Origin of the sequence: Streptomyces spirodelae (assembly GCF_017676385.1) — a bacterium.
In the GTDB taxonomy this organism is placed as follows: domain Bacteria; phylum Actinomycetota; class Actinomycetes; order Streptomycetales; family Streptomycetaceae; genus Streptomyces; species Streptomyces spirodelae.
On the sequence record NZ_JAFFZN010000039.1, the window covers coordinates 1 to 18,501 of the forward strand.

At 69.4% G+C, this 18,501-nt stretch carries 14 protein-coding genes; 4 read left to right on the forward strand and 10 right to left on the reverse strand.

The window, feature by feature from the left end; translation table 11 throughout:
- Positions 1-217: 217 nt before the first annotated feature.
- From JW592_RS29970 to thyX, 3 genes are all read right to left on the reverse strand, one after another.
- Positions 218-1,903, reverse strand: a complete 1,686-nt coding sequence (locus tag JW592_RS29970; RefSeq protein ID WP_209268402.1) for a ribonuclease J — start codon at positions 1,901-1,903, stop codon at positions 218-220.
- A 174-nt stretch (positions 1,904-2,077) separates the two neighbouring features.
- The gene (gene dapA, locus JW592_RS29975; RefSeq protein ID WP_209268403.1) at positions 2,078-2,977 is read right to left on the reverse strand and encodes a 4-hydroxy-tetrahydrodipicolinate synthase; all 900 of its coding nucleotides are present in this window, start codon (positions 2,975-2,977) and stop codon (positions 2,078-2,080) included.
- Between the two features lie 284 nt (positions 2,978-3,261).
- The gene (gene thyX, locus JW592_RS29980) at positions 3,262-4,908 is read right to left on the reverse strand and encodes an FAD-dependent thymidylate synthase (RefSeq protein WP_209268404.1); all 1,647 of its coding nucleotides are present in this window, start codon (positions 4,906-4,908) and stop codon (positions 3,262-3,264) included.
- A 284-nt stretch (positions 4,909-5,192) separates the two neighbouring features.
- Here thyX and JW592_RS29985 point away from each other — a divergent pair, with 284 nt between their 5' ends.
- Both JW592_RS29985 and JW592_RS29990 read left to right on the forward strand, forming a co-directional pair.
- Positions 5,193-5,429 (forward strand): hypothetical protein, encoded by a 237-nt coding sequence (locus JW592_RS29985; protein WP_209268405.1) that lies wholly within the window; start codon positions 5,193-5,195, stop codon positions 5,427-5,429.
- Between the two features lie 137 nt (positions 5,430-5,566).
- A complete protein-coding gene (locus JW592_RS29990) occupies positions 5,567-6,121 on the forward strand; it encodes an SCO5741 family PH domain-containing membrane protein (RefSeq protein ID WP_209268406.1) in 555 nt (184 codons plus the stop codon).
- A 27-nt stretch (positions 6,122-6,148) separates the two neighbouring features.
- Here JW592_RS29990 and JW592_RS29995 read toward each other — a convergent pair whose 3' ends face one another.
- The 6 genes from JW592_RS29995 to eccD all read right to left on the reverse strand — a co-directional run bounded on the left by JW592_RS29995 (position 6,149) and on the right by eccD (position 13,363).
- Entirely contained in the window at positions 6,149-6,601 is a 453-nt protein-coding gene (locus tag JW592_RS29995) for a tetratricopeptide repeat protein (RefSeq protein WP_209268407.1), read from the reverse strand.
- A gap of 22 nt (positions 6,602-6,623) precedes the next feature.
- A complete protein-coding gene (gene dapB / locus JW592_RS30000; RefSeq protein ID WP_209268408.1) occupies positions 6,624-7,376 on the reverse strand; it encodes a 4-hydroxy-tetrahydrodipicolinate reductase in 753 nt (250 codons plus the stop codon).
- Between the two features lie 57 nt (positions 7,377-7,433).
- On the reverse strand, positions 7,434-8,840 hold the full coding sequence (locus JW592_RS30005; protein ID WP_209268409.1) for a M16 family metallopeptidase: 1,407 nt from the start codon (positions 8,838-8,840) through the stop codon (positions 7,434-7,436).
- Positions 8,837-11,122, reverse strand: coding sequence for a polyribonucleotide nucleotidyltransferase (locus JW592_RS30010; protein WP_209268410.1), 2,286 nt, complete (start codon positions 11,120-11,122; stop codon positions 8,837-8,839). Before JW592_RS30010 ends, JW592_RS30005 begins: the two co-directional genes overlap by 4 nt.
- A 330-nt stretch (positions 11,123-11,452) precedes the next feature.
- Positions 11,453-11,743, reverse strand: coding sequence for a 30S ribosomal protein S15 (rpsO, locus tag JW592_RS30015; protein ID WP_016470189.1), 291 nt, complete (start codon positions 11,741-11,743; stop codon positions 11,453-11,455).
- Positions 11,744-11,836: 93 nt separating this feature from the next.
- Complete coding sequence (gene eccD, locus JW592_RS30020) at positions 11,837-13,363, reverse strand: type VII secretion integral membrane protein EccD (protein ID WP_209268439.1); 1,527 nt, start codon at positions 13,361-13,363, stop codon at positions 11,837-11,839.
- A 297-nt stretch (positions 13,364-13,660) separates the two neighbouring features.
- On the opposite strand from eccD, the gene eccCa reads away from it, so the two are divergent.
- Positions 13,661-17,632 carry a type VII secretion protein EccCa gene (gene eccCa, locus JW592_RS30025; RefSeq protein ID WP_209268411.1) on the forward strand — a complete coding sequence of 1,324 codons (3,972 nt, stop codon included), beginning with the start codon at positions 13,661-13,663 and terminating at the stop codon, positions 17,630-17,632.
- A 130-nt stretch (positions 17,633-17,762) separates the two neighbouring features.
- The gene (locus JW592_RS30030; RefSeq protein ID WP_209268412.1) at positions 17,763-18,029 is read left to right on the forward strand and encodes a DUF397 domain-containing protein; all 267 of its coding nucleotides are present in this window, start codon (positions 17,763-17,765) and stop codon (positions 18,027-18,029) included.
- 64 nt (positions 18,030-18,093) lie between these two features.
- Here the strand turns inward: JW592_RS30030 and JW592_RS30035 are convergent, their stop codons facing one another.
- Positions 18,094-18,426 carry a WXG100 family type VII secretion target gene (locus tag JW592_RS30035; RefSeq protein WP_209268413.1) on the reverse strand — a complete coding sequence of 111 codons (333 nt, stop codon included), beginning with the start codon at positions 18,424-18,426 and terminating at the stop codon, positions 18,094-18,096.
- Positions 18,427-18,501 lie beyond the last annotated feature (75 nt).

The window sequence follows — 18,501 nt, forward strand, 5'->3', positions numbered from 1 at the left end:
TTCCAACCTTACCAGAATCTTTTTCCGGCTCGTTTCCGAGTCGATTTCGGATTCCTGGCCATCGGCCGTTCCCAGGCCGTGGCGGCTCCGGGTTCCCGATGCGGTGGAGATGTAAACGTACTTGAGCGGGGCGCCCGGAGGCAAATCGAGGCGCCCCGCTTGCCCGTGGACCCGAACACTCGCACGAACGTGCGCATGTGTCGGGGCCGACAGGGCGTCAGACCTCTACGACCACGGGGAGGATCATCGGACGTCGGCGGTAGGTGTCGGAGACCCACTTGCCGACCGTGCGGCGCACCAGCTGCTGGAGCTGGTGGGTCTCGGCGACGCCATCCTGCGCCGACTTGGCGAGGGCCTCGTCGAGCTTCGGGATGACCGCGGCGAAGTCGGACTCGTCGATGCCCGAGCCACGGGACTGGAGGTGGGGGCCGCCCACGATCTTGCCGGTGGTGCTGTCGACCACGACGAAGATCGAGATGATCCCCTCGTCGCCGAGGATGCGCCGGTCCTTGAGGGAGGACTCGGTGACGTCGCCGACCGAAAGACCGTCGACGTACACATAGCCGGCCTGGACCTTGCCGCTGATCTTGGCCTTGCCGTCGACCAGATCGACCACGACCCCGTCCTCGGCGATCACGATGCGGTCGTGCGGCACTCCGGTCGCCGCGCCCAGTTCGGCGTTGGCACGCAGGTGGCGCCATTCGCCGTGGACGGGCATCAGGTTGCGCGGCTGGCAGATGTTGTAGAAGTACAGCAGTTCGCCCGCCGAGGCGTGGCCGGAGACGTGCACCTTGGCGTTGCCCTTGTGCACCACGTTGGCGCCCCACCGGGTCAGCCCGTTGATCACGCGGTAGACGGCGTTCTCGTTGCCCGGAATGAGGGAGGAGGCCAGGATCACCGTGTCGCCCTGGACGATTCGGATCTGGTGGTCCCGGTTGGCCATCCGGGAGAGGGCGGCCATGGGCTCGCCCTGGGAACCGGTGCAAACCAGCACGACTTCGTCGTCCGGGAGGTCGTCGAGCGTCTTGACGTCGACGACGAGGCCAGCTGGGACCTGGAGGTAGCCGAGGTCGCGGGCGATGCCCATGTTGCGGACCATGGAGCGGCCCACGAAGGCGACCCGGCGGCCGTGCTCGTGTGCGGCGTCGAGAATCTGCTGGATGCGGTGCACATGGCTGGCGAAGCTGGCCACGATGATCCGCTTCTGGGCGCTGGCGAACACCTGGCGCAGCACCGAGGAGATCTCGCGCTCGGGCGGCACGAAGCCGGGCACCTCGGCGTTGGTCGAGTCGCTGAGCAGCAGGTCGATGCCCTCTTCACCGAGGCGTGCGAAGGCCCGCAGGTCGGTGAGGCGGCCGTCCATCGGCAACTGGTCCATCTTGAAGTCGCCGGTGTGGACGACCATGCCGGCCGGGGTGCGGATCGCGACGGCGAGGGCGTCGGGGATGGAGTGGTTGACCGCGAGGAACTCGCAGTCGAAGGGGCCGATGCGTTCCTTGTGTCCCTCTTCCACCTCGAGGGTGTAGGGCCGGATGCGGTGCTCCTGGAGCTTTGCCTCGATCAGGGCGAGGGTCAGCTTGGAGCCGATCAGCGGGATGTCGGCCTTCTCCCGCAGCAGATAGGGGATGCCGCCGATGTGGTCCTCGTGGCCGTGGGTGAGGACGATGCCGTCGATGTCGTCGAGGCGGTCCCTCAGGCTGGTGAAGTCGGGGAGGATGAGGTCGATGCCCGGCTGTTCCTCCTCGGGGAAGAGGACGCCGCAGTCGACGATCAGGAGCCTGCCGCCGTACTCGAAGACGGTCATGTTGCGCCCGATCTCGCCGAGACCTCCCAGCGGGGTGACCCGTAGGCCGCCCTCGGGGAGCTTTGGCGGTGGGCCAAGCTCGGGATGCGGATGACTCAAAAGACTCTCCTTACCACGCGCGCCACGCACCCGCCTGGGCACGTGGCGCGCGATATTCATGATGCGCACGCGGACGCACGTGTCGTACGTACGTGTCGTGCTGGTTCTGATGGGTCATGCACGGTTGTGCACTGCTGCCGTTGTCCGGCGGTATGCAGTTGTGAAGTCTGAGATCTACAGATGTACCCCGCCGTGAGCGAGATCGTGCTTGAGCTGTTCCAGTTCCTCGGGGGACAGCTCGACCAGCGGCAGGCGCAGCGGTCCCGAGGGAAGGCCCAGCCGGGCGAGCGCGGCCTTGGTAGTGATGACGCCCTGGGTACGGAACATTCCGGTGAAGACCGGGAGCAGCTTCTGGTGGATCTCGGTCGCCTTGGCGACATCGCCGCTCAGGTGGGCCTCCAGCAGGGCGCGCAGCTCCGGAGTGACGACGTGGCCGACCACGGAGACGAAGCCGACGGCGCCCACGGACAGCAGCGGGAGGTTGAGCATGTCGTCGCCGCTGTACCAGGCGAGACCGCTGGTGGCGACGGCCCAGCTCGCGCGGCCGAGGTCGCCCTTGGCGTCCTTGTTCGCGACGATGCGGGGGTGCTCGGCGAGTCGTACGAAGGTCTCGGTGTTGATGGGCACACCGCTGCGGCCGGGGATGTCGTAGAGCATCACCGGGAGGTCCGTGGCGTCGGCGATGGCCGTGAAGTGCTGGTAGAGACCCTCCTGCGGGGGCTTGCTGTAGTACGGGGTCACGGCCAGGAGACCGTGTGCGCCTGCCTTCTCGGCGGCGCGGGCCAGCTCGAGGCTGTGTGCGGTGTCGTTGGTGCCGGCTCCGGCCACCACATGGGCCCGGTCTCCCACGGCCTCCACGACCGCCTTGACCAGCTGGGCTTTCTCCGCATCGGTGGTGGTCGGGGACTCACCGGTGGTGCCGTTGACGACAAGGCCGTCGTTGCCGGCGTCCACCAGGTGGGCGGCGAGCTGCTGCGCGCCGTCGAGGTCGAGCGCGCCGTCAGCGGTGAACGGCGTGACCATCGCGGTCAGGACCCGCCCGAAGGGCGTCTGCGGTGTGGAGGTCGGAGCCATAGGGTCCACGCTACTCGCAGCGCACCCCGCGACGCTCCCTCGGGGCTGCCGATGCGGCGGAGATCCGCCGGGAAATCGGCGGGGGTACGGCGGGGAAGTGGGCGGGTCCGGCGCTGAGTGGGGAGTACGGAGAGGGCCCCGGCACTGCCTGCTCGGGGGTTCAGGCAGTGCCGGGACCGCACAATCACCCTAGATGAACTTCTCCAAAGGGTGCAATACGGACACCGTCCCGCACCCCGCCGACCGGCGGGTAGGAGTGCGGCACGGTTCGCGCCGAGCAGGGGTCAGGGGGCGACTCGGCCGTTGGCGTTGAACGCGGCGTAGGTCAGCGGCATCAGCTTGGCCCACTGCTCCTCCATCAGCTCCCCCACCATCTCGATCTCGCGCTGCGGGAAGCTGGGCACCTTGGCCTGCTCGTGCTGGGTGCGCAGGCCGAGGAAGTGCATCAGCGAGCGCGCGTTGCAGGTGGCGTACATCGACGAGTAGAGACCCACCGGCAGGACCGCGCGGGCGACCTCGCGGGCCACACCGGCCGCCAGCATCTCCTCGTACGTCTCGTACGCCTTCCGGTAGACCTCGGCCATGGAGCGGCTGGTCAGCTCGTGCTGCTCCTCGGTGCCTGCGACGAACTCGTACTTGCCTGGGCGGCCCTGCTGGACGAGCTTGCGGGACGCGTCCGGGATGTAGAAGACCGGCTGGAGCTGCCGGTAGCGGCCGGACTCCTCGTTGTACGAGTTGTGGACGACGATTCCGTTCGCGAGGAAATTGTGCCAGGGGCCCTCGACCGACAGGTCGTAGGTCATCTCCTCGCCGTCTTCGATCACCGCGACGATCTCGTCCGGGCGAGCGACCGCCACCTTGCCGCCTCGCTTCGCCCGCGCCTGCTCACCTGCGCTCTTGGTCGCATGGCAGTCAGCGCAGGCGGGGGCGAGATTACTCTCGTCCAAAGCGCGCGACAGGTCGTCCACCACGGGGATGACGTGGTCGAGGGCGAGGTCCTGCCGGGCAAACGGACGTGAGCAGAGATGGCAGACATCCTGCTCGGCGATGAGACGCTCGCGCTGCATCGAGGTCCACACTCCGATACCCCGGCGGAGACCGGGCGGCACGAGCCGGTCGCTCGGCCGCGCCGCCGTACCGGCAGCCATGACGGCGTCTCCCACCCTGAGCTCGCCGGCCTTGCACCAGCCGTCAGGAGTGAACACCGCGTGATCGACCGAACAGCGCAGCTCGCGGCCTGCAGCAGTCGTGATCTTGATCAGCTGCTTCACTCCGGACTCGATCACATCGACGATCCGAGCGCGCTGAGCGGTGAGAGTCTCCTCGTCATAGCACCTCACGTGGTTGCGGCGCACCGAACCGAGCCGTCGCAGCCGGGTGGTCGGATGCTGATCCCTGAACTCCAGCACCGCGCTCTCCGCGGCCTCCCGGCTCTCGTGGAGGCCGAGGTAGTGGCAAACGCCTTGGCGCCACACCTGAGCCCTCCACTTACCCGCTTTGGCGTGCCAGGTCACTCCTCCTGCGGACCAAGGGAGTTGGTCCTCCACGCCGTGGTGCCATTGCTGGTACAAGTCCTTGATCGTCTTGCGCCGGAGATTCCCCGCTTCACTCTCCAAAGTGATCTCTGTGTCACCAGCCAGACACCACCCGACACGGTGACGGTGGAACTCCCGGAAGACGAAGAGGGGGGCGCTGATGAAGAAGGTCATCGAGTTGTGCTCGAAGGGGCTGCCGTGCCGGTCCCGCATCAGGTAGTTGATCAGGCCCTTGGAGCGTTCCGGGTCCTTGTTCAGCTCGTCCAGGGACTGCTCGCCCGCGGTGGAGACCCGGGCCGCCCAGAGCACATCGGTGTCGGAAGCGCTGTGCTTGACCAGCTCGACGGTCATGTCGCTGCGGAAACTGGGGGCGGGCGGGGCGGGGGTTTCGGTCACCGGCTGGTCCTTCCACGTACGTCTGGCTGAGCGGGGCCAGCCTAAGGGGCGGGGCTGACAGCGAGGCCGAGCGGAGCGAGTAGCCCGTTTTGCCCATGTTTTTGCGGACAAACGAGTCCGAGGATGAAGAAACACGACCCCGGTTACATACCTCTGCGTCCCGGTTGATATTTTTCACATCTGGTCCGGCGGTTGCGGGCACTCGGACGCCGACCCGGACGTTCACCTCATAACCAACGCAGAGCCATATCCGACCCAGAACGATCACGCAGGAGCGCACCTTCATGTCCCGCCGCGGAGAGTCCGTCCCGTTCGCCTTCATAGCTGAGGCCGACCGGTTCCGCAGCAATGTCACCCCGCCGCCCCCTGCCCGCCGCAGCTTCCGCGAGGTCGCGGGCAGCGCCCTGGTGGGGCTGACCGTCGTCGCCGGGCTCGTGGGCTCGGTGCTGCTCGGTCTGCCGGCGCTCAGCGACCACGAGACGCCCTCGCACCAGCCTCCGGCAGCGGCCGAGGGCCGATGACCCAATGGCCACCCCCGGGAACGCACCCGGGGGTGGCCGGGTCCGTCAGGTCTCGCTAATGTCACCGCTCACACCACTCACACGCTGCGGCGAGCAGCCGTGGGCCCAGCCTGTCGTGACCGAGCGAGGACCCTGCCGTGCCCCTGCCCTTTCTGACAGCCGACCGTGAAGACCGCGTACTCGCGGCCCAGTCGGTGACCCTCGCCGAGGCCGACCGCGATCTGTGGCGACGTCCCTACCGTCCGGGCCCCTGGCGGGTGGGCAGCGGCGCACTTCTGCTGCTGCTCTCCTCCTATGTGCTCTTCTCCGCACTGATCATCACCCTGGCCGGCGGGCTGCCGAGCGGCGCGATATGCGCGGGTTTCGGCGTACTGCTGGTCGTACTCGCGGTACGGCTGTTGCGCTGCGGGGTGTGGGTCAGCTCCCGCGGACTGCGACAGGTGGGGCTGCTGCGCACCGCAACGCTGCGCTGGAGCGAGGTGGCGGCGGTGCGTACGGTGCAGCGGCCGGTGCGGTGGCTGGGGCTGCCGCGTACGGTGCAGGGGCAGGCGCTGGTTGCCACGGTGCCGAGCGACTCCGAGCGGGCGCTGCTGACCAGCCACAATCCCGACTTTCTGTCCCGGCCGCGGGCGTTTGACCGTGCGGCCGACGTGATCGAGAGCTGGGCCGCGGAGTCCCGTACGGGCGGGTGACATCCACGTACCCGCAGGGGCACCCCCTCACCGGCGGCGCGCGGCGGCCTCATGCAGGGCTATGGCGTGCTGCATCGCCTTCCTGGCCCGCGGCGTATCGCGGGCGTCGTGATAGGCGACAGCGAGCCGGAACCAGGAGCGCCAGTCGTCAGGGTTCTGCTCCGCCTCGACTCGGCGCCGCGCGAACACCGCATCCGCGGAGGCGCGGTCGATACGTCCCGAGGGCGTGCGTTCGAGTTCGTCGACCGGCAACCCGCCCTCTGCCTCCAACTGCCGGGCCAGCCGTCCGGCCCGCCGGGCGAAGCGCGTGGTGTGCCACAGGAACCAGGCGCCGATCAGCGGCAGCACCAGTACGGCGACGCCGAAGGCGACGGTGACGGCTGTGCCCTGTTCGATCAGCAGCACGCCCCGGCTGCCGACCAGGACGAAGTACACGACCAGGACGGCGGCCAGGAGGAAGTAGGTGATCTTCGCGCGCATGCTGCTGTGCTCCGTCGTCCGGTCAGTCCAGGTCGAGGAAGTTCTCGAGCCCGAAGGTGAGCCCCGGGGCCGAAGGCACCTTCCGTACGCCCAGCAGCACGCCGGGCATGAACGAGCTGCGGTGCAGGGAGTCGTGCCGGATGGTGAGCGTCTCGGCCTCGTCGCCGAAGAGGACCTCCTGGTGCGCGACCAGGCCGCGCAGCCGCACCGCGTGCACGGGCACCCCGTCGACGTCGGCGCCGCGCGCGCCCTCCAGCGAGGTCGTGGTCGCGTCGGGCTGCGTCGGCAGGCCGGCGGCCTCGCGGGCCTCGGCGACCACCTGAGCGGTGCGCACAGCCGTACCGCTGGGCGCGTCGGCCTTGCCGGGGTGGTGCAGCTCGACGACCTCGACGGACTCGAAGAAGCGGGCCGCCTGCTGCGCGAAGCGCATCGTCAGCACGGCTCCGATGCCGAAGTTCGGGGCGATGAGCACTCCGGTGCCGGGCGACTCGGCGAGCTGGGCGCGAACCGTCGCCAGCCGCTCGTCGGTCCACCCGGTGGTGCCGACGACAGCGTGGATGCCGTGCGCCAGGCAGAACTCCAGGTTGCCCATGACGGCGTCCGGGCGGGTCAGGTCGACGGCGACCTGGGTGCCCGCCTCGGTCAGCGCGCTGAGCGGGTCACCGCTGCCGAGGGCCGCGACCAGCTCCATGTCGTCGGCGCCCTCGACGGCGCGTACGGCCTCGGAGCCCATCCGGCCCTTGGCGCCGAGGACGGCTACCCGCAGCTTGCTCATTGTGCTCGTTCCTTACGTGAGAGACATGTGAGACGTGTGGCCCAGGAGGGAGGGCCGTCAGGCCACGGCCTCGTGCAGGTGGGCCGTCTGGCGGTCGGTGAGCCGCCCGATGGCAGCCAGCGAGGGGCGCCGGTCCAGTACCTGGCGGGCGACCTCGCGGACGTCGTCCGGGGTGACGGCGGCGATCTTGCCGAGCATGTCGTCGGTGGACATCTGCTCGCCCCAGCACAGCTCGCTCTTGCCGACACGGTGCATCAGCGCACCGGTGTCCTCCAGGCCGAGCACCGTGGAGCCGGACAGCTGGCCGATGGCGTGCCGTACCTCGTCGTCGCTCAGCCCGTGCTGTGCGACGCTGTCGAGTTCCTCACGGCAGATCTTGAGCACGTCGGGCACCTGGCTGGGGCGGCAGCCCACATAGACGCTGAAGAGGCCGCAGTCGGCGTAGCCGGAGGTGTAGGCGTAGGTGCTGTAGGCCAGGCCGCGCCGTTCGCGGATCTCCTGGAAGAGCCGGGAGCTCATACCGCCGCCGAGCGCCGTGCTGAGCACGGCGAGCGGCCAGCGGCGCTCGTCGTGGCGGGAGACGCCGGGCATGCCGAGCACCAGGTGGGCCTGTTCGGTCGGCCGGTCCAGGAAGTCGACGCGGCCGCCGCCGCGCAGGGTGCGGCTGCCGGACCGGGGGCCGACCGGATCGGCGCCGGCCGTGCGGTCGAGGGCTCCGGCGCGGTCGAACGCGGCCCGCACCTGCCTGACGACCTTCTCGTGTGAGAGGTTTCCGGCGGCGGCGACCACCAGCCGGGTGGGGTCGTAGTGCTTCCGGTAGAAGCGGGCCACCTGGTCGCGGGCGAGGGCGTTGACGCTGTCCACGGTGCCCAGGACAGGGCGGCCCAGCGGGGTGTCGCCGAACATGGTGTGCGCGAACAGGTCGTGGACGCAGTCGCCCGCGTCGTCCTCCGTCATCGCGATCTCTTCGAGGATCACGCCGCGCTCGGACTCGACCTCGGCCGGGTCGATGACGGAGCTGGTGAGCATGTCGGAGACCACGTCGATGGCCAGCGGCAGGTCGGCGTCCAGAACCCGCGCGTAGTAGCAGGTGAACTCCTTGGTGGTGAAGGCGTTCATCTCGCCCCCCACCGCGTCCAGCGCCGCCGAGATCTCCAGTGCGCTGCGCCGCTCGGTGCCTTTGAAGAGCAGATGCTCAAGGTAGTGCGTGGCACCGCTGAGCGCCCGCGTCTCGTCGCGGGAGCCGACGTGTGCCCAGATGCCGAAGGTGGCCGAGCGGACGGTCGGCAGGGTTTCGGTGATCACCCGGAGCCCGCCTGGGAGCACGCTCTTGCGGACGGTGCCCGCGCCGTTCTGCCCGGGGATCAGGGTCCGGGTGCGGGTCTTCGCCGTGGTCTTGGTACGGGCGACGGCCCGCCCTGCCGGGATGGCGGGGCGGGCCGTCGTGCGGAACGTACGCGTCACTTCGCGGTCTCGTCCTCGGTTCCGGCGGAGCCGGACTCGGAGACCGCAGCGGCGGACTCGGACGCCTCGGCGCCCTCGGTCGCGGAGCCGCTGTCGGACTCGGCCTCGTCCAGGACCGGGATGAGGGACAGCTTGCCGCGCTGGTCGATCTCGGCGATCTCGACCTGGACCTTCTGACCGACGCCCAGGACGTCCTCGACGTTCTCCACGCGCTTGCCGCCGGCCAGCTTGCGGATCTGCGAGATGTGCAGCAGACCGTCCTTGCCGGGCAGCAGCGAGACGAAGGCACCGAAGGTGGTCGTCTTGACGACGGTGCCCAGGTAGCGCTCGCCCACCTCGGGCATCGTCGGGTTGGCGATGCCGTTGATGGTGGCGCGCGCCGCCTCGGCTGCCGGGCCGTCGGCGGCACCGATGTAGATGGTGCCGTCGTCCTCGATGGTGATGTCGGCGCCGGTGTCCTCCTGGATCTGGTTGATCATCTTGCCCTTGGGGCCGATGACCTCACCGATCTTGTCCACCGGGATCTTCACGGTGATGATCCGCGGCGCGTTCGGGGACATCTCGTCCGGGACGTCGATGGCCTCGGTCATCACATCGAGGATGTGCAGCCGGGCGTCGCGGGCCTGCTTGAGGGCCGCGGCCAGCACGGAGGCCGGGATGCCGTCCAGCTTGGTGTCGAGCTGGAGCGCGGTGACGAACTCCTTGGTGCCGGCGACCTTGAAGTCCATGTCGCCGAACGCGTCCTCGGCGCCGAGGATGTCGGTCAGCGTCACATAGTGGGTCTCGCCCTCGATCTCCTGGGAGATCAGGCCCATGGCGATACCGGCGACCGGGGCCTTGAGCGGCACACCGGCGTTCAGCAGCGACATCGTGGACGCGCAGACCGAGCCCATGGACGTCGAGCCGTTGGAGCCCAGCGCCTCGGAGACCTGCCGGATCGCGTACGGGAACTCCTCGCGGGTCGGCAGCACCGGTACCACGGCGCGCTCGGCGAGCGCGCCGTGCCCGATCTCGCGGCGCTTGGGCGAGCCGACGCGGCCCGTCTCGCCGGTGGAGTAGGGCGGGAAGTTGTAGTTGTGCATGTAGCGCTTGCGGGTCACCGGCGAGAGGGTGTCCAGCTGCTGCTCCATGCGGAGCATGTTCAGCGTGGTGACGCCCAGGATCTGGGTCTCGCCGCGCTCGAACAGCGCCGAGCCGTGCACCCGCGGGATGGCCTCGACCTCGGCGGCCAGCGTACGGATGTCCGTGACACCGCGGCCGTCGATGCGCTTCTTCTCCTTGATGACGCGCTCGCGCACCAGGTTCTTCGTCAGCGCGCGGTAGGCGGCGGAGATCTCCTTCTCGCGGCCTTCGAACTGCGGGAGCAGCTTCTCGGCGGCGAGCGCCTTGACGCGGTCCAGCTCGCTCTCGCGCTCCTGCTTGCCCCCGATGGTCAGCGCCTGGGCGAGTTCGTCGCGAACGGCCTCGGTGAGCGCCTCCAGGACGTCGTCCTGGTAGTCGAGGAAGATCGGGAACTCGCCGGTGGGCTTGGCGGCCTTCGCGGCGAGGTCGGCCTGTGCCTTGCACAGCACCTTGATGAAGGGCTTGGCGGCCTCCAGACCGGCGGCAACCACCTCCTCGGTCGGTGCCTCGGCGCCGCCCTTGACCAGCTCGATGGTCTTCTCGGTGGCCTCGGCCTCGACCATCATCACGGCCACGTCGCCGTCCGGCAGCACGCGGCCGGCGACGACCATGTCGAAGACGGCCTCCTCCAGCTCGGTGTGGGTCGGGAAGGCGACCCACTGGCCCTTGATCAGGGCGACACGGGTGCCGCCGATCGGGCCCGAGAAGGGCAGGCCCGCGAGCTGCGTGGAGCAGGAGGCGGCATTGATGGCGACCACGTCGTAGAGGTGGTCGGGGTTGAGGGCCATGATCGTCTCGACGATCTGGATCTCGTTGCGCAGGCCCTTCTTGAAGGAGGGGCGCAGCGGGCGGTCGATCAGGCGGCAGGTGAGGATCGCGTCCTCGGACGGGCGGCCCTCACGCCGGAAGAAGGAGCCGGGGATCTTGCCCGCGGAGTACATCCGCTCTTCGACGTCGACCGTCAGAGGGAAGAAGTCCAGCTGGTCCTTGGGCTGCTTCGAGGCGGTGGTGGCCGACAGCACCATGGTGTCGTCGTCCAGGTAGGCCACGGCCGAACCGGCGGCCTGCTTGGCGAGGCGGCCGGTCTCGAAGCGGATGGTACGGGTGCCGAAGGGGCCGTTGTCGATGACGGCCTCGGCGTAGTGGGTCTCGTTCTCCACCAGGAATATCTCCTCGTCTGTGTCCGCTGCTCGTCTGCGGCGGACTGTGTACTGGCGGAGCGCTCCCGGTGCGGGCCGGTCTTCGATCGAAGCTCCCGGTGCCTCCGCGGGGTCTCCACGGGTCCGGGGGCCACTACCGAGGACCGGCGTCTCGGGCGCGCTCCTTCCTCATGCTGTCTGTGCTGTCCTACGGCTTTGTCTCGCGTGACAAGACTACAAAGCTTCGACGGTCCGCGAGAGGCTGCCGTACTGCGATGTGGCGAGCGGCCGTGCTGCGATACGGCGAAGGGAGCGGTTCCCGGGTCCGGGAACCGCTCCCTTCGTCACGTGCTAGCGGGCGCCCGCCGCGCCGCGGCGGATGCCGAGGCGCTCGACCAGCGCACGGAAGCGCTGGATGTCCTTCTTGGCGAGGTACTGCAGCAGGCGGCGACGCTGGCCGACCAGCAGCAGCAGACCACGGCGCGAGTGGTGGTCGTGCTTGTGGGTCTTCAGGTGCTCGGTCAGGTCGCTGATGCGACGGGAGAGCAGCGCCACCTGGACCTCGGGGGAGCCGGTGTCACCCTCCTTGGTGGCGAACTCGGAGATGATCTGCTTCTTCGTCGCGGCGTCGAGAGACGACACTCGTACTCCTCGGGGTTCTGGCCGCCGAGCGCCCCTGGTCTTCTTCACAGGGGAGGCTTCGATACTCGGGAGGCCGGTACAGGGTATCAGTGGCTAACTGGTGAGACTGCGGGCCGCCGAGTAGACGTTCATCACCGCCAGGCACAGCGGTACCAGCGTGAGCAGGACGAACGTCTCCATGATCTCCACGAACCTGCCCCAGAAGGGGGTCACGCCCTTGTGGGGGACCGTCAGCCCGATGGCCACGGCCAACACGGCGGCCAGGGCGAGCGCGGCGCTCAGCCACACGGTGCGCAGCGCGTCACCACCGGCCGGGAAGTCCCCGGCGAGACCCGCCCCGAGCAGCACCAGCGCCACCAGACCGGCGACCAGGGAGCTGCTGACCTGCGAGGTGTAGCGGAAGAGGCGGGCCCGCAGCAGCATCGCGATGCCCGTCGCCAGGGTGAGCAGCTGCCCCCACCCGGAGCCGGAGAAGCTGAGCACCGCACTGGAGACGACGACCACGGCGGCGCAGCCGCCCACCAGGCCGACCAGCAGTTCGTGGCCGCGCCTCGCCTGGGCCGCGATCCGCTCCGCGTCGATCGGCCCCTGGGTCTGCGGGGCGGCGTCCGGGTCCGCGTCGTAGTCACTCATCTGGGTGCGCGTGGCCTCGAAGCCGATGGGCAGCCGCGCGAAGCGGGTGGAGAGGCCCGGCAGAAACGCCAGGACGCCGACGGCGACGGGCGCGCAGATGGCGGCCGTCTCGACCGGGCGCAGGTCGCTCACGATCGCGATGAAGGTGATCAGGGTGCCGATGGTGGCGGTGAAGGCCGCGGCGACGAACGGGCCGTCGCCGTTGGGGGTGAGCGCGATCAGGATGCTGGAGGCCAGCAGCACGGTCACACAGCCCAGCAGGAACTGCAGCCTGCCGATGCCCAGCCCGTCCTCCAGGGGCAGCAGGCCGCTGCCTGCCACCATCAGATGCGGCATGGCCGCGAGGCCGAGCGCGATGGCGGTGGCCCGGTCGTCGTAGACGCGGGCCCGCACGGCGGACAGCGCCATCAGCAGCACACCCGCGACGGCGGCCAGCACACCGGCGAGCCCGTGCATGTCGTGCCCGGCCGGGTCGGAGAACCACAGCACGAGCGCCATCAGGGCCAGCAGTACGCCACCGCCGATCAGCCCGGCGGCGCGCAGCATCCCGTCGCCCCACAGCCGGCGGTCCCGGGTGACGGCCGAGGCGACCGCGTCGGAGACGTCGTCGAAGACGGCGGGCGGCAGCGACTCGGCGAACGGGCGCAGGCTGAGCACCTCGCCGTCCAGGATGCGCTGGGCCGCGAACGAGCGGGAGCTGTCCAGGACCGTGCCGTCGCGGCGCACCAGGTGGTAGCCGACAGGGGCGCCCTCGGCCGGGCTCTGTCCGGACAGCCGCAGGATCTCGGGATAGAGGTCGGCGACCGGGATGTCCTCGGGGAGCGCGACATCGATCCGGCTGTCCGGTGCGACGATGGTCACCCGGCTGAAGCCGGTGTCCAGTGCCGACCCGGCCGCCCGGCCGGACGGACCGGCCGCACCTCGGGCACCACCGGAACCCGGCTGCCCACCGGATCCGGTGGCCGCGGCGGAAGCCGTCGTACTCACCTGTGTGTCCCCCTCGAAGAGCCTGCTGGGCACCTGCTCGAAAGTGTGCTGGGCGTCAGTGGGCCGGGCGTCCGCTCGCGAGCCCCTGGGCCGCCGCCACGTCATCGCGGCAGCGCGCGACACCCTACCGCTCCCGGTCAACTCACTGTGCCACTAGGATCGCCAGCCGCGGAGGGGGACCGTCCTGAAGGGACCGTCGCCACCGGGTGCCGGCACCGAACCGTCCCTTCCGCACCAGGGACGCGGGGAACCCGGACGCAGGGAACCCTAGGGAACGCAAGGGAAATTGGTGCGCGAGTGACCCAGATCGTCGTCAAGCGTCCGCCTCGGGCATTGCCTCCCGAAGTGCCCGCCGAGGAACTCCGGTTGGAGCCGCCCCCTGAGCTGCCCAAGGCGAATCAGGAGGGCATGTGGATGCAGGTGCTGCCGATGCTCGGCATGGGCGGCTCCAGCGTCTACTTCCTCATGCCTGGCATGAACTCCCACCCGATGATGAAGATCATGGGTGTCCTGATGCTGTTCTCCACGGTCACCATGGTCATCGCCATGGTGGTGCGGATGCGCCGGGGCACCCAGGGCGAGATGGCGCAGTCGCGGCGCGACTACTTCAGGTACCTGGCCCAGACCCGCCGCACGGTCCGCAAGACCGCGCTCAAGCAGCGCGACGCCCAGTTCTATCTGCACCCCGCGCCCGACCAGTTGTGGTCCCTGGTGGCCGAGGGCAGCAGGGTGTGGGAGCGGCGCCCCTCCGACGTCGACTTCGGACAGGTGCGCGTCGGGCTCGGCGTACAGCAGTTGGCCACCCCGCTGATCAGCCCGGACACCGCACCGGTCGACGAACTGGAGCCGCTGACGGCCGGCGCGATGCACCAGTTCATCAACACCCACGCCACCCTCGACGGGCTACCGATGGCCGTGTCGCTGCGGGCCTTCTACCACATGACCGTCAGCGGCGACCCCGACTCCGTGTACGCCTCGGCACGCGCCCTGCTGTGCTCGCTCGCCGCGATGCACTCCCCCGAGGACCTGGTCATCGCGGTCGCAGCGAACCGTGAGAGCTACGGCGCCTGGGACTGGGCCAAGTGGCTGCCGCACGCGCAGGCCAAGGACCAGGCCGACGGTGCGGGAGCACGACGGCTGGTCGTCGGCGACACCCTCGAACTCGAGGAGCTGCTCGCCGCCCGGCTGGAGGGACGCCCGCGGTTCAGCGCCGCGGCCGACCCGGTGCTGGAAGCGCCGCACCTCGTCGTCGTCCTGGACGGCACGACCGTGCTCCCCAACTCGCAACTGGCCGCGCAGGAAGGTCTCCAGGGCGTCACCATCGTCGAGATCGTCCCCGGCGACATCGACGTACCGCGCGGCGGACTGTCCGTCGTCGTACAGCCGCGCACCCTGCGTCTGGAGTCGGGCCACGGCATGGTCTACGAGGGGACCCCCGACTCCCTCTCCTACGAGGCGGCCGAGGCGGTGGCGCGGCAGCTCGCGCCACTGCGGGTCGGCTCCGGCGACGACGGTGACGAACCGCTGCTGGCCAAACTGGAGTTCACCGACCTGCTCAACCTGGGAGACGCCGCCTCCGTCGATGTCTCCCGCACCTGGCGGCCGCGCTCGCAGGCCGAGCGGCTGCGGGTGCCCATCGGCGTGGGCGAGGACGGCCAGCCGGTGATGCTCGACCTCAAGGAGGCCGCACAGGACGGCATGGGGCCGCACGGGCTGTGCGTGGGCGCGACCGGTTCCGGTAAGTCGGAGCTGCTTCGCACCCTGGTGCTCGGCCTGGCCGTCACCCACTCCTCGGAGACCCTGAACTTCGTCCTCGCGGACTTCAAGGGCGGTGCGACCTTCGCCGGAATGGCGCACATGCCGCACGTCGCCGCCGTGATCACCAACCTCGCCGACGACCTGACCCTCGTCGACCGCATGGGCGACTCCATCCGCGGCGAGCTCAACCGGCGCCAGGAGATGCTGCGCGACGCGGGCAACTACGCCAACATCCACGATTACGAGAAGGCCCGCGCGGCCGGAGCCCCCCTCTCCCCCATCCCGTCACTCGTCCTGGTCATTGACGAGTTCAGCGAGCTGCTCACCGCCAAGCCGGACTTCATCGACATGTTCATCCAGATCGGCCGCATCGGCCGCTCCCTGGGTGTGCACCTGCTGCTGGCCTCTCAGCGGCTGGAAGAGGGTCGGCTGCGCGGCCTGGAGACCTATCTCTCCTACCGGGTCGGCCTGCGCACCTTCTCCGCCGCCGAGTCCCGCGCCGCACTGGGCGTCCCCGACGCCTACCACCTGCCCTCGGTGCCCGGCTCCGGCTATCTGAAGTTCGGCACCGACGAGATGACCCGCTTCAAGGCCGCCTACGTCTCCGGCGTCTACCGGGCCGGCGGAGACGACCTGCCGGCCGGACCGCTGGCCCCCAACCGGCGGCCCGTGCTGTTCACAGCCGCCGAGGTGCCCGTACAGCGGCCCGACCCGGAGACAGCGCCCGTGCCCGCGCAGCCCGACACCGGCGCCGACGACGACGCGCTCGCCGACACCGTGCTGGACGTGGTCGTACGGCGGCTGGAAGGCCAGGGCACCCCTGCGCACCAGGTGTGGCTGCCCCCGCTGGACAACGCCTCGCCCCTGGACGAACTGCTGCCGCCGCTGCAGCCCGTCGAGGGCCGCGGCCTGACGGCGCCCGACTACCCCCGGCGCGGACAGCTCGTCGTCCCAGTCGGCCTCGTGGACAAGCCCTTCGAACAGCGCCGCGACCCGCTGTACCTCGACTTCTCCGGCGCCGCGGGCCATATGCTCGTCGTCGGCGGTCCGCAGTCCGGCAAGTCCACCCTGATGCGGACGCTGATCTCGTCGTTCGCCCTCACCCACACCCCCGCCGAGGTGCAGTTCTACGGGCTCGACTTCGGTGGTGGCGGCATGTCGGCCATCGCCGGACTGCCGCACGTGGGCGGCATCGCCTCCCGCCTCGACCCCGAACGGGTACGGCGCACGGTCGCCGAGGTCTACGGCATCCTCAACCGCCGCGAGGAGTACTTCCGCGCCAACAACATCGACTCCATCTCGACCTACCGCAGGCGCCGCTCCCGCGGTGAGATCACCGATCAGCCGTGGGGCGATGTCTTCCTGGTCATCGACGGCTGGGGCAACTTCCGCAACGACTACGAGGGCCTGGGCGACATCGTCAACGACATCGCGGCCCGCGGCCTCGGCTACGGCGTCCACCTGGTCGTCACAGCATCCCGCAACATGGAGGTGCGCGCAGCGCTCAAGGACCTGCTGATGAACCGGCTGGAGCTGCGGCTCGGTGACACCATGGACTCCGAGTTCAACCGGAAGGTCGCCGCCAACGTCCCGCCCGGCGTACCAGGACGCGGCCAGACCATGGACGCGCAACACTTCATGGCCGGCGTCCCGCGCATCGACGGCGTCGACTCCGACGACGAACTCGCCGACGCCAGCACCGAGATGTGCAACGCCGTCAGCACCCACTGGCAGGGCGACCCCGCGCCCCAGGTCCGGCTGCTGCCCAGGGAACTCCCGGCCGCCCGCCTCCCCGGCGGCGGCACGCACCCCGAGCGCGGGGTCGCCTTCGCCATCGACGAGAACAACCTGGAGCCCGTCTTCGTCGACTTCGAGACGGACCCGTTCTTCCTCGTCTTCGGCGAGAGCGAATCCGGCAAGACGGCGCTGCTGCGGCTGCTCGTCAAGCAGATCACCGAGCGGTACTCGGGCGACGAGGCGAAGATCGTCGTCGGCGACTACCGGCGCTCCCTCCTCGGAGCCATACCGGACAGCCATCTGCTGGAGTACGCGCCGATGTCCAACACGATGGAGACGCACATGAACGCGCTCCGCGATCTGATGGACCGCCGCGCACCGTCCTCCGACGTCACACCGCAGCAGCTGCGTGACCGCAGCTGGTGGACGGGCCCGCAGATCTTCATCGTCGTCGACGACTACGAGCTGGTCGCCACCTCCAGCGGCAACCCTCTCGCCGTCCTCACCGAGCACCTGCCCTTCTCCCGCGACGTCGGCGTCCGCTTCATCATCGCCCGCAGCTCCGCCGGCGCCTCCCGGTCGATGTTCGAGTCCTTCATGACCCGCATCAAGGAACTCGGGGCACAGGGCGTGGTGTTGTCCGGCGATCCGGGCGAGGGCGACCTGCTCGGCAATGTCCGCCCCCGCCCCATGCCGCCGGGGCGTGGCTTCTTCGTCTCACGCAAGCGGGGGACTCCGCTGGTGCAGTTGGGGTGGATGCCGGACGAGATGTGAGCCTCCCCGTGGACCCGGCGCATGGTCGCGCCGCGTCCACGTAGGCTGACCCTCCGAAGCCGGAGCGGGGCCAGAACCGGAGCCGGAGCCGGGGCCGGAGGCTCGAGAAACTCGAGGAAGGAGAACTGCTGTGGGGACTCAGCAGGAAAAGGAAGAGCTGTACGCCATGGACATCTCCGACGCGGTCTGGGAGAGCGCCCCTGGCAGTCCCGAGGACGAGCGAGTCGAGATCGCCCACCTCCCCGGCGGCGCCGTCGCCATGCGCAACTCGAAAGAGCCGGAGGTGGTGCTGCGCTACACGGCCGCCGAGTGGGAGGCGTTCGTGCTGGGGGCGCGGGACGGGGAGTTCGATCTGGAGCGGGCGCCGGGGGATGGGGGGACGGCGGCGCAGCAGTAACGCTCGAACGCAGCAGGGGCTGGGCTGTTCTGGAAACAGCCCAGCCCCTGAAACTGCGGGAAGGCTACCAGCCCGAGACCTGGCCGGAGATCTGCTGGAAGAGGCTCGCGCCCTTCTTGTCGGTCATGTGGTAGTGACCCTTGCCTTCATGGATCAACTTCTCGACCTTGTCGAGCTGAGCCTTGATGTCGTTCGCACGCGCGTGCCACTGCTTGTCGATCGCGCGGAACATCTCCTTGGCTTCACCCTCCCATGCCTGGTCGACCTTCTTGACCTCGGCCCAGATCGCGTCCATCTGAGTCTCGATCTGAGTACGGCGATTCTTGAGCTCCTCGGCAATGGAGTCAAGGTGGCCGTAATTGACCTTCAGGGTGTCCAACTGGTTCTCTGCGGACATGCTCTCTCCGATCACGAAAGAGGGTTGCGGGGCTCTTTGCTGGCAAGCGGCACGTCCTTGCCGTACCGCGTTCGG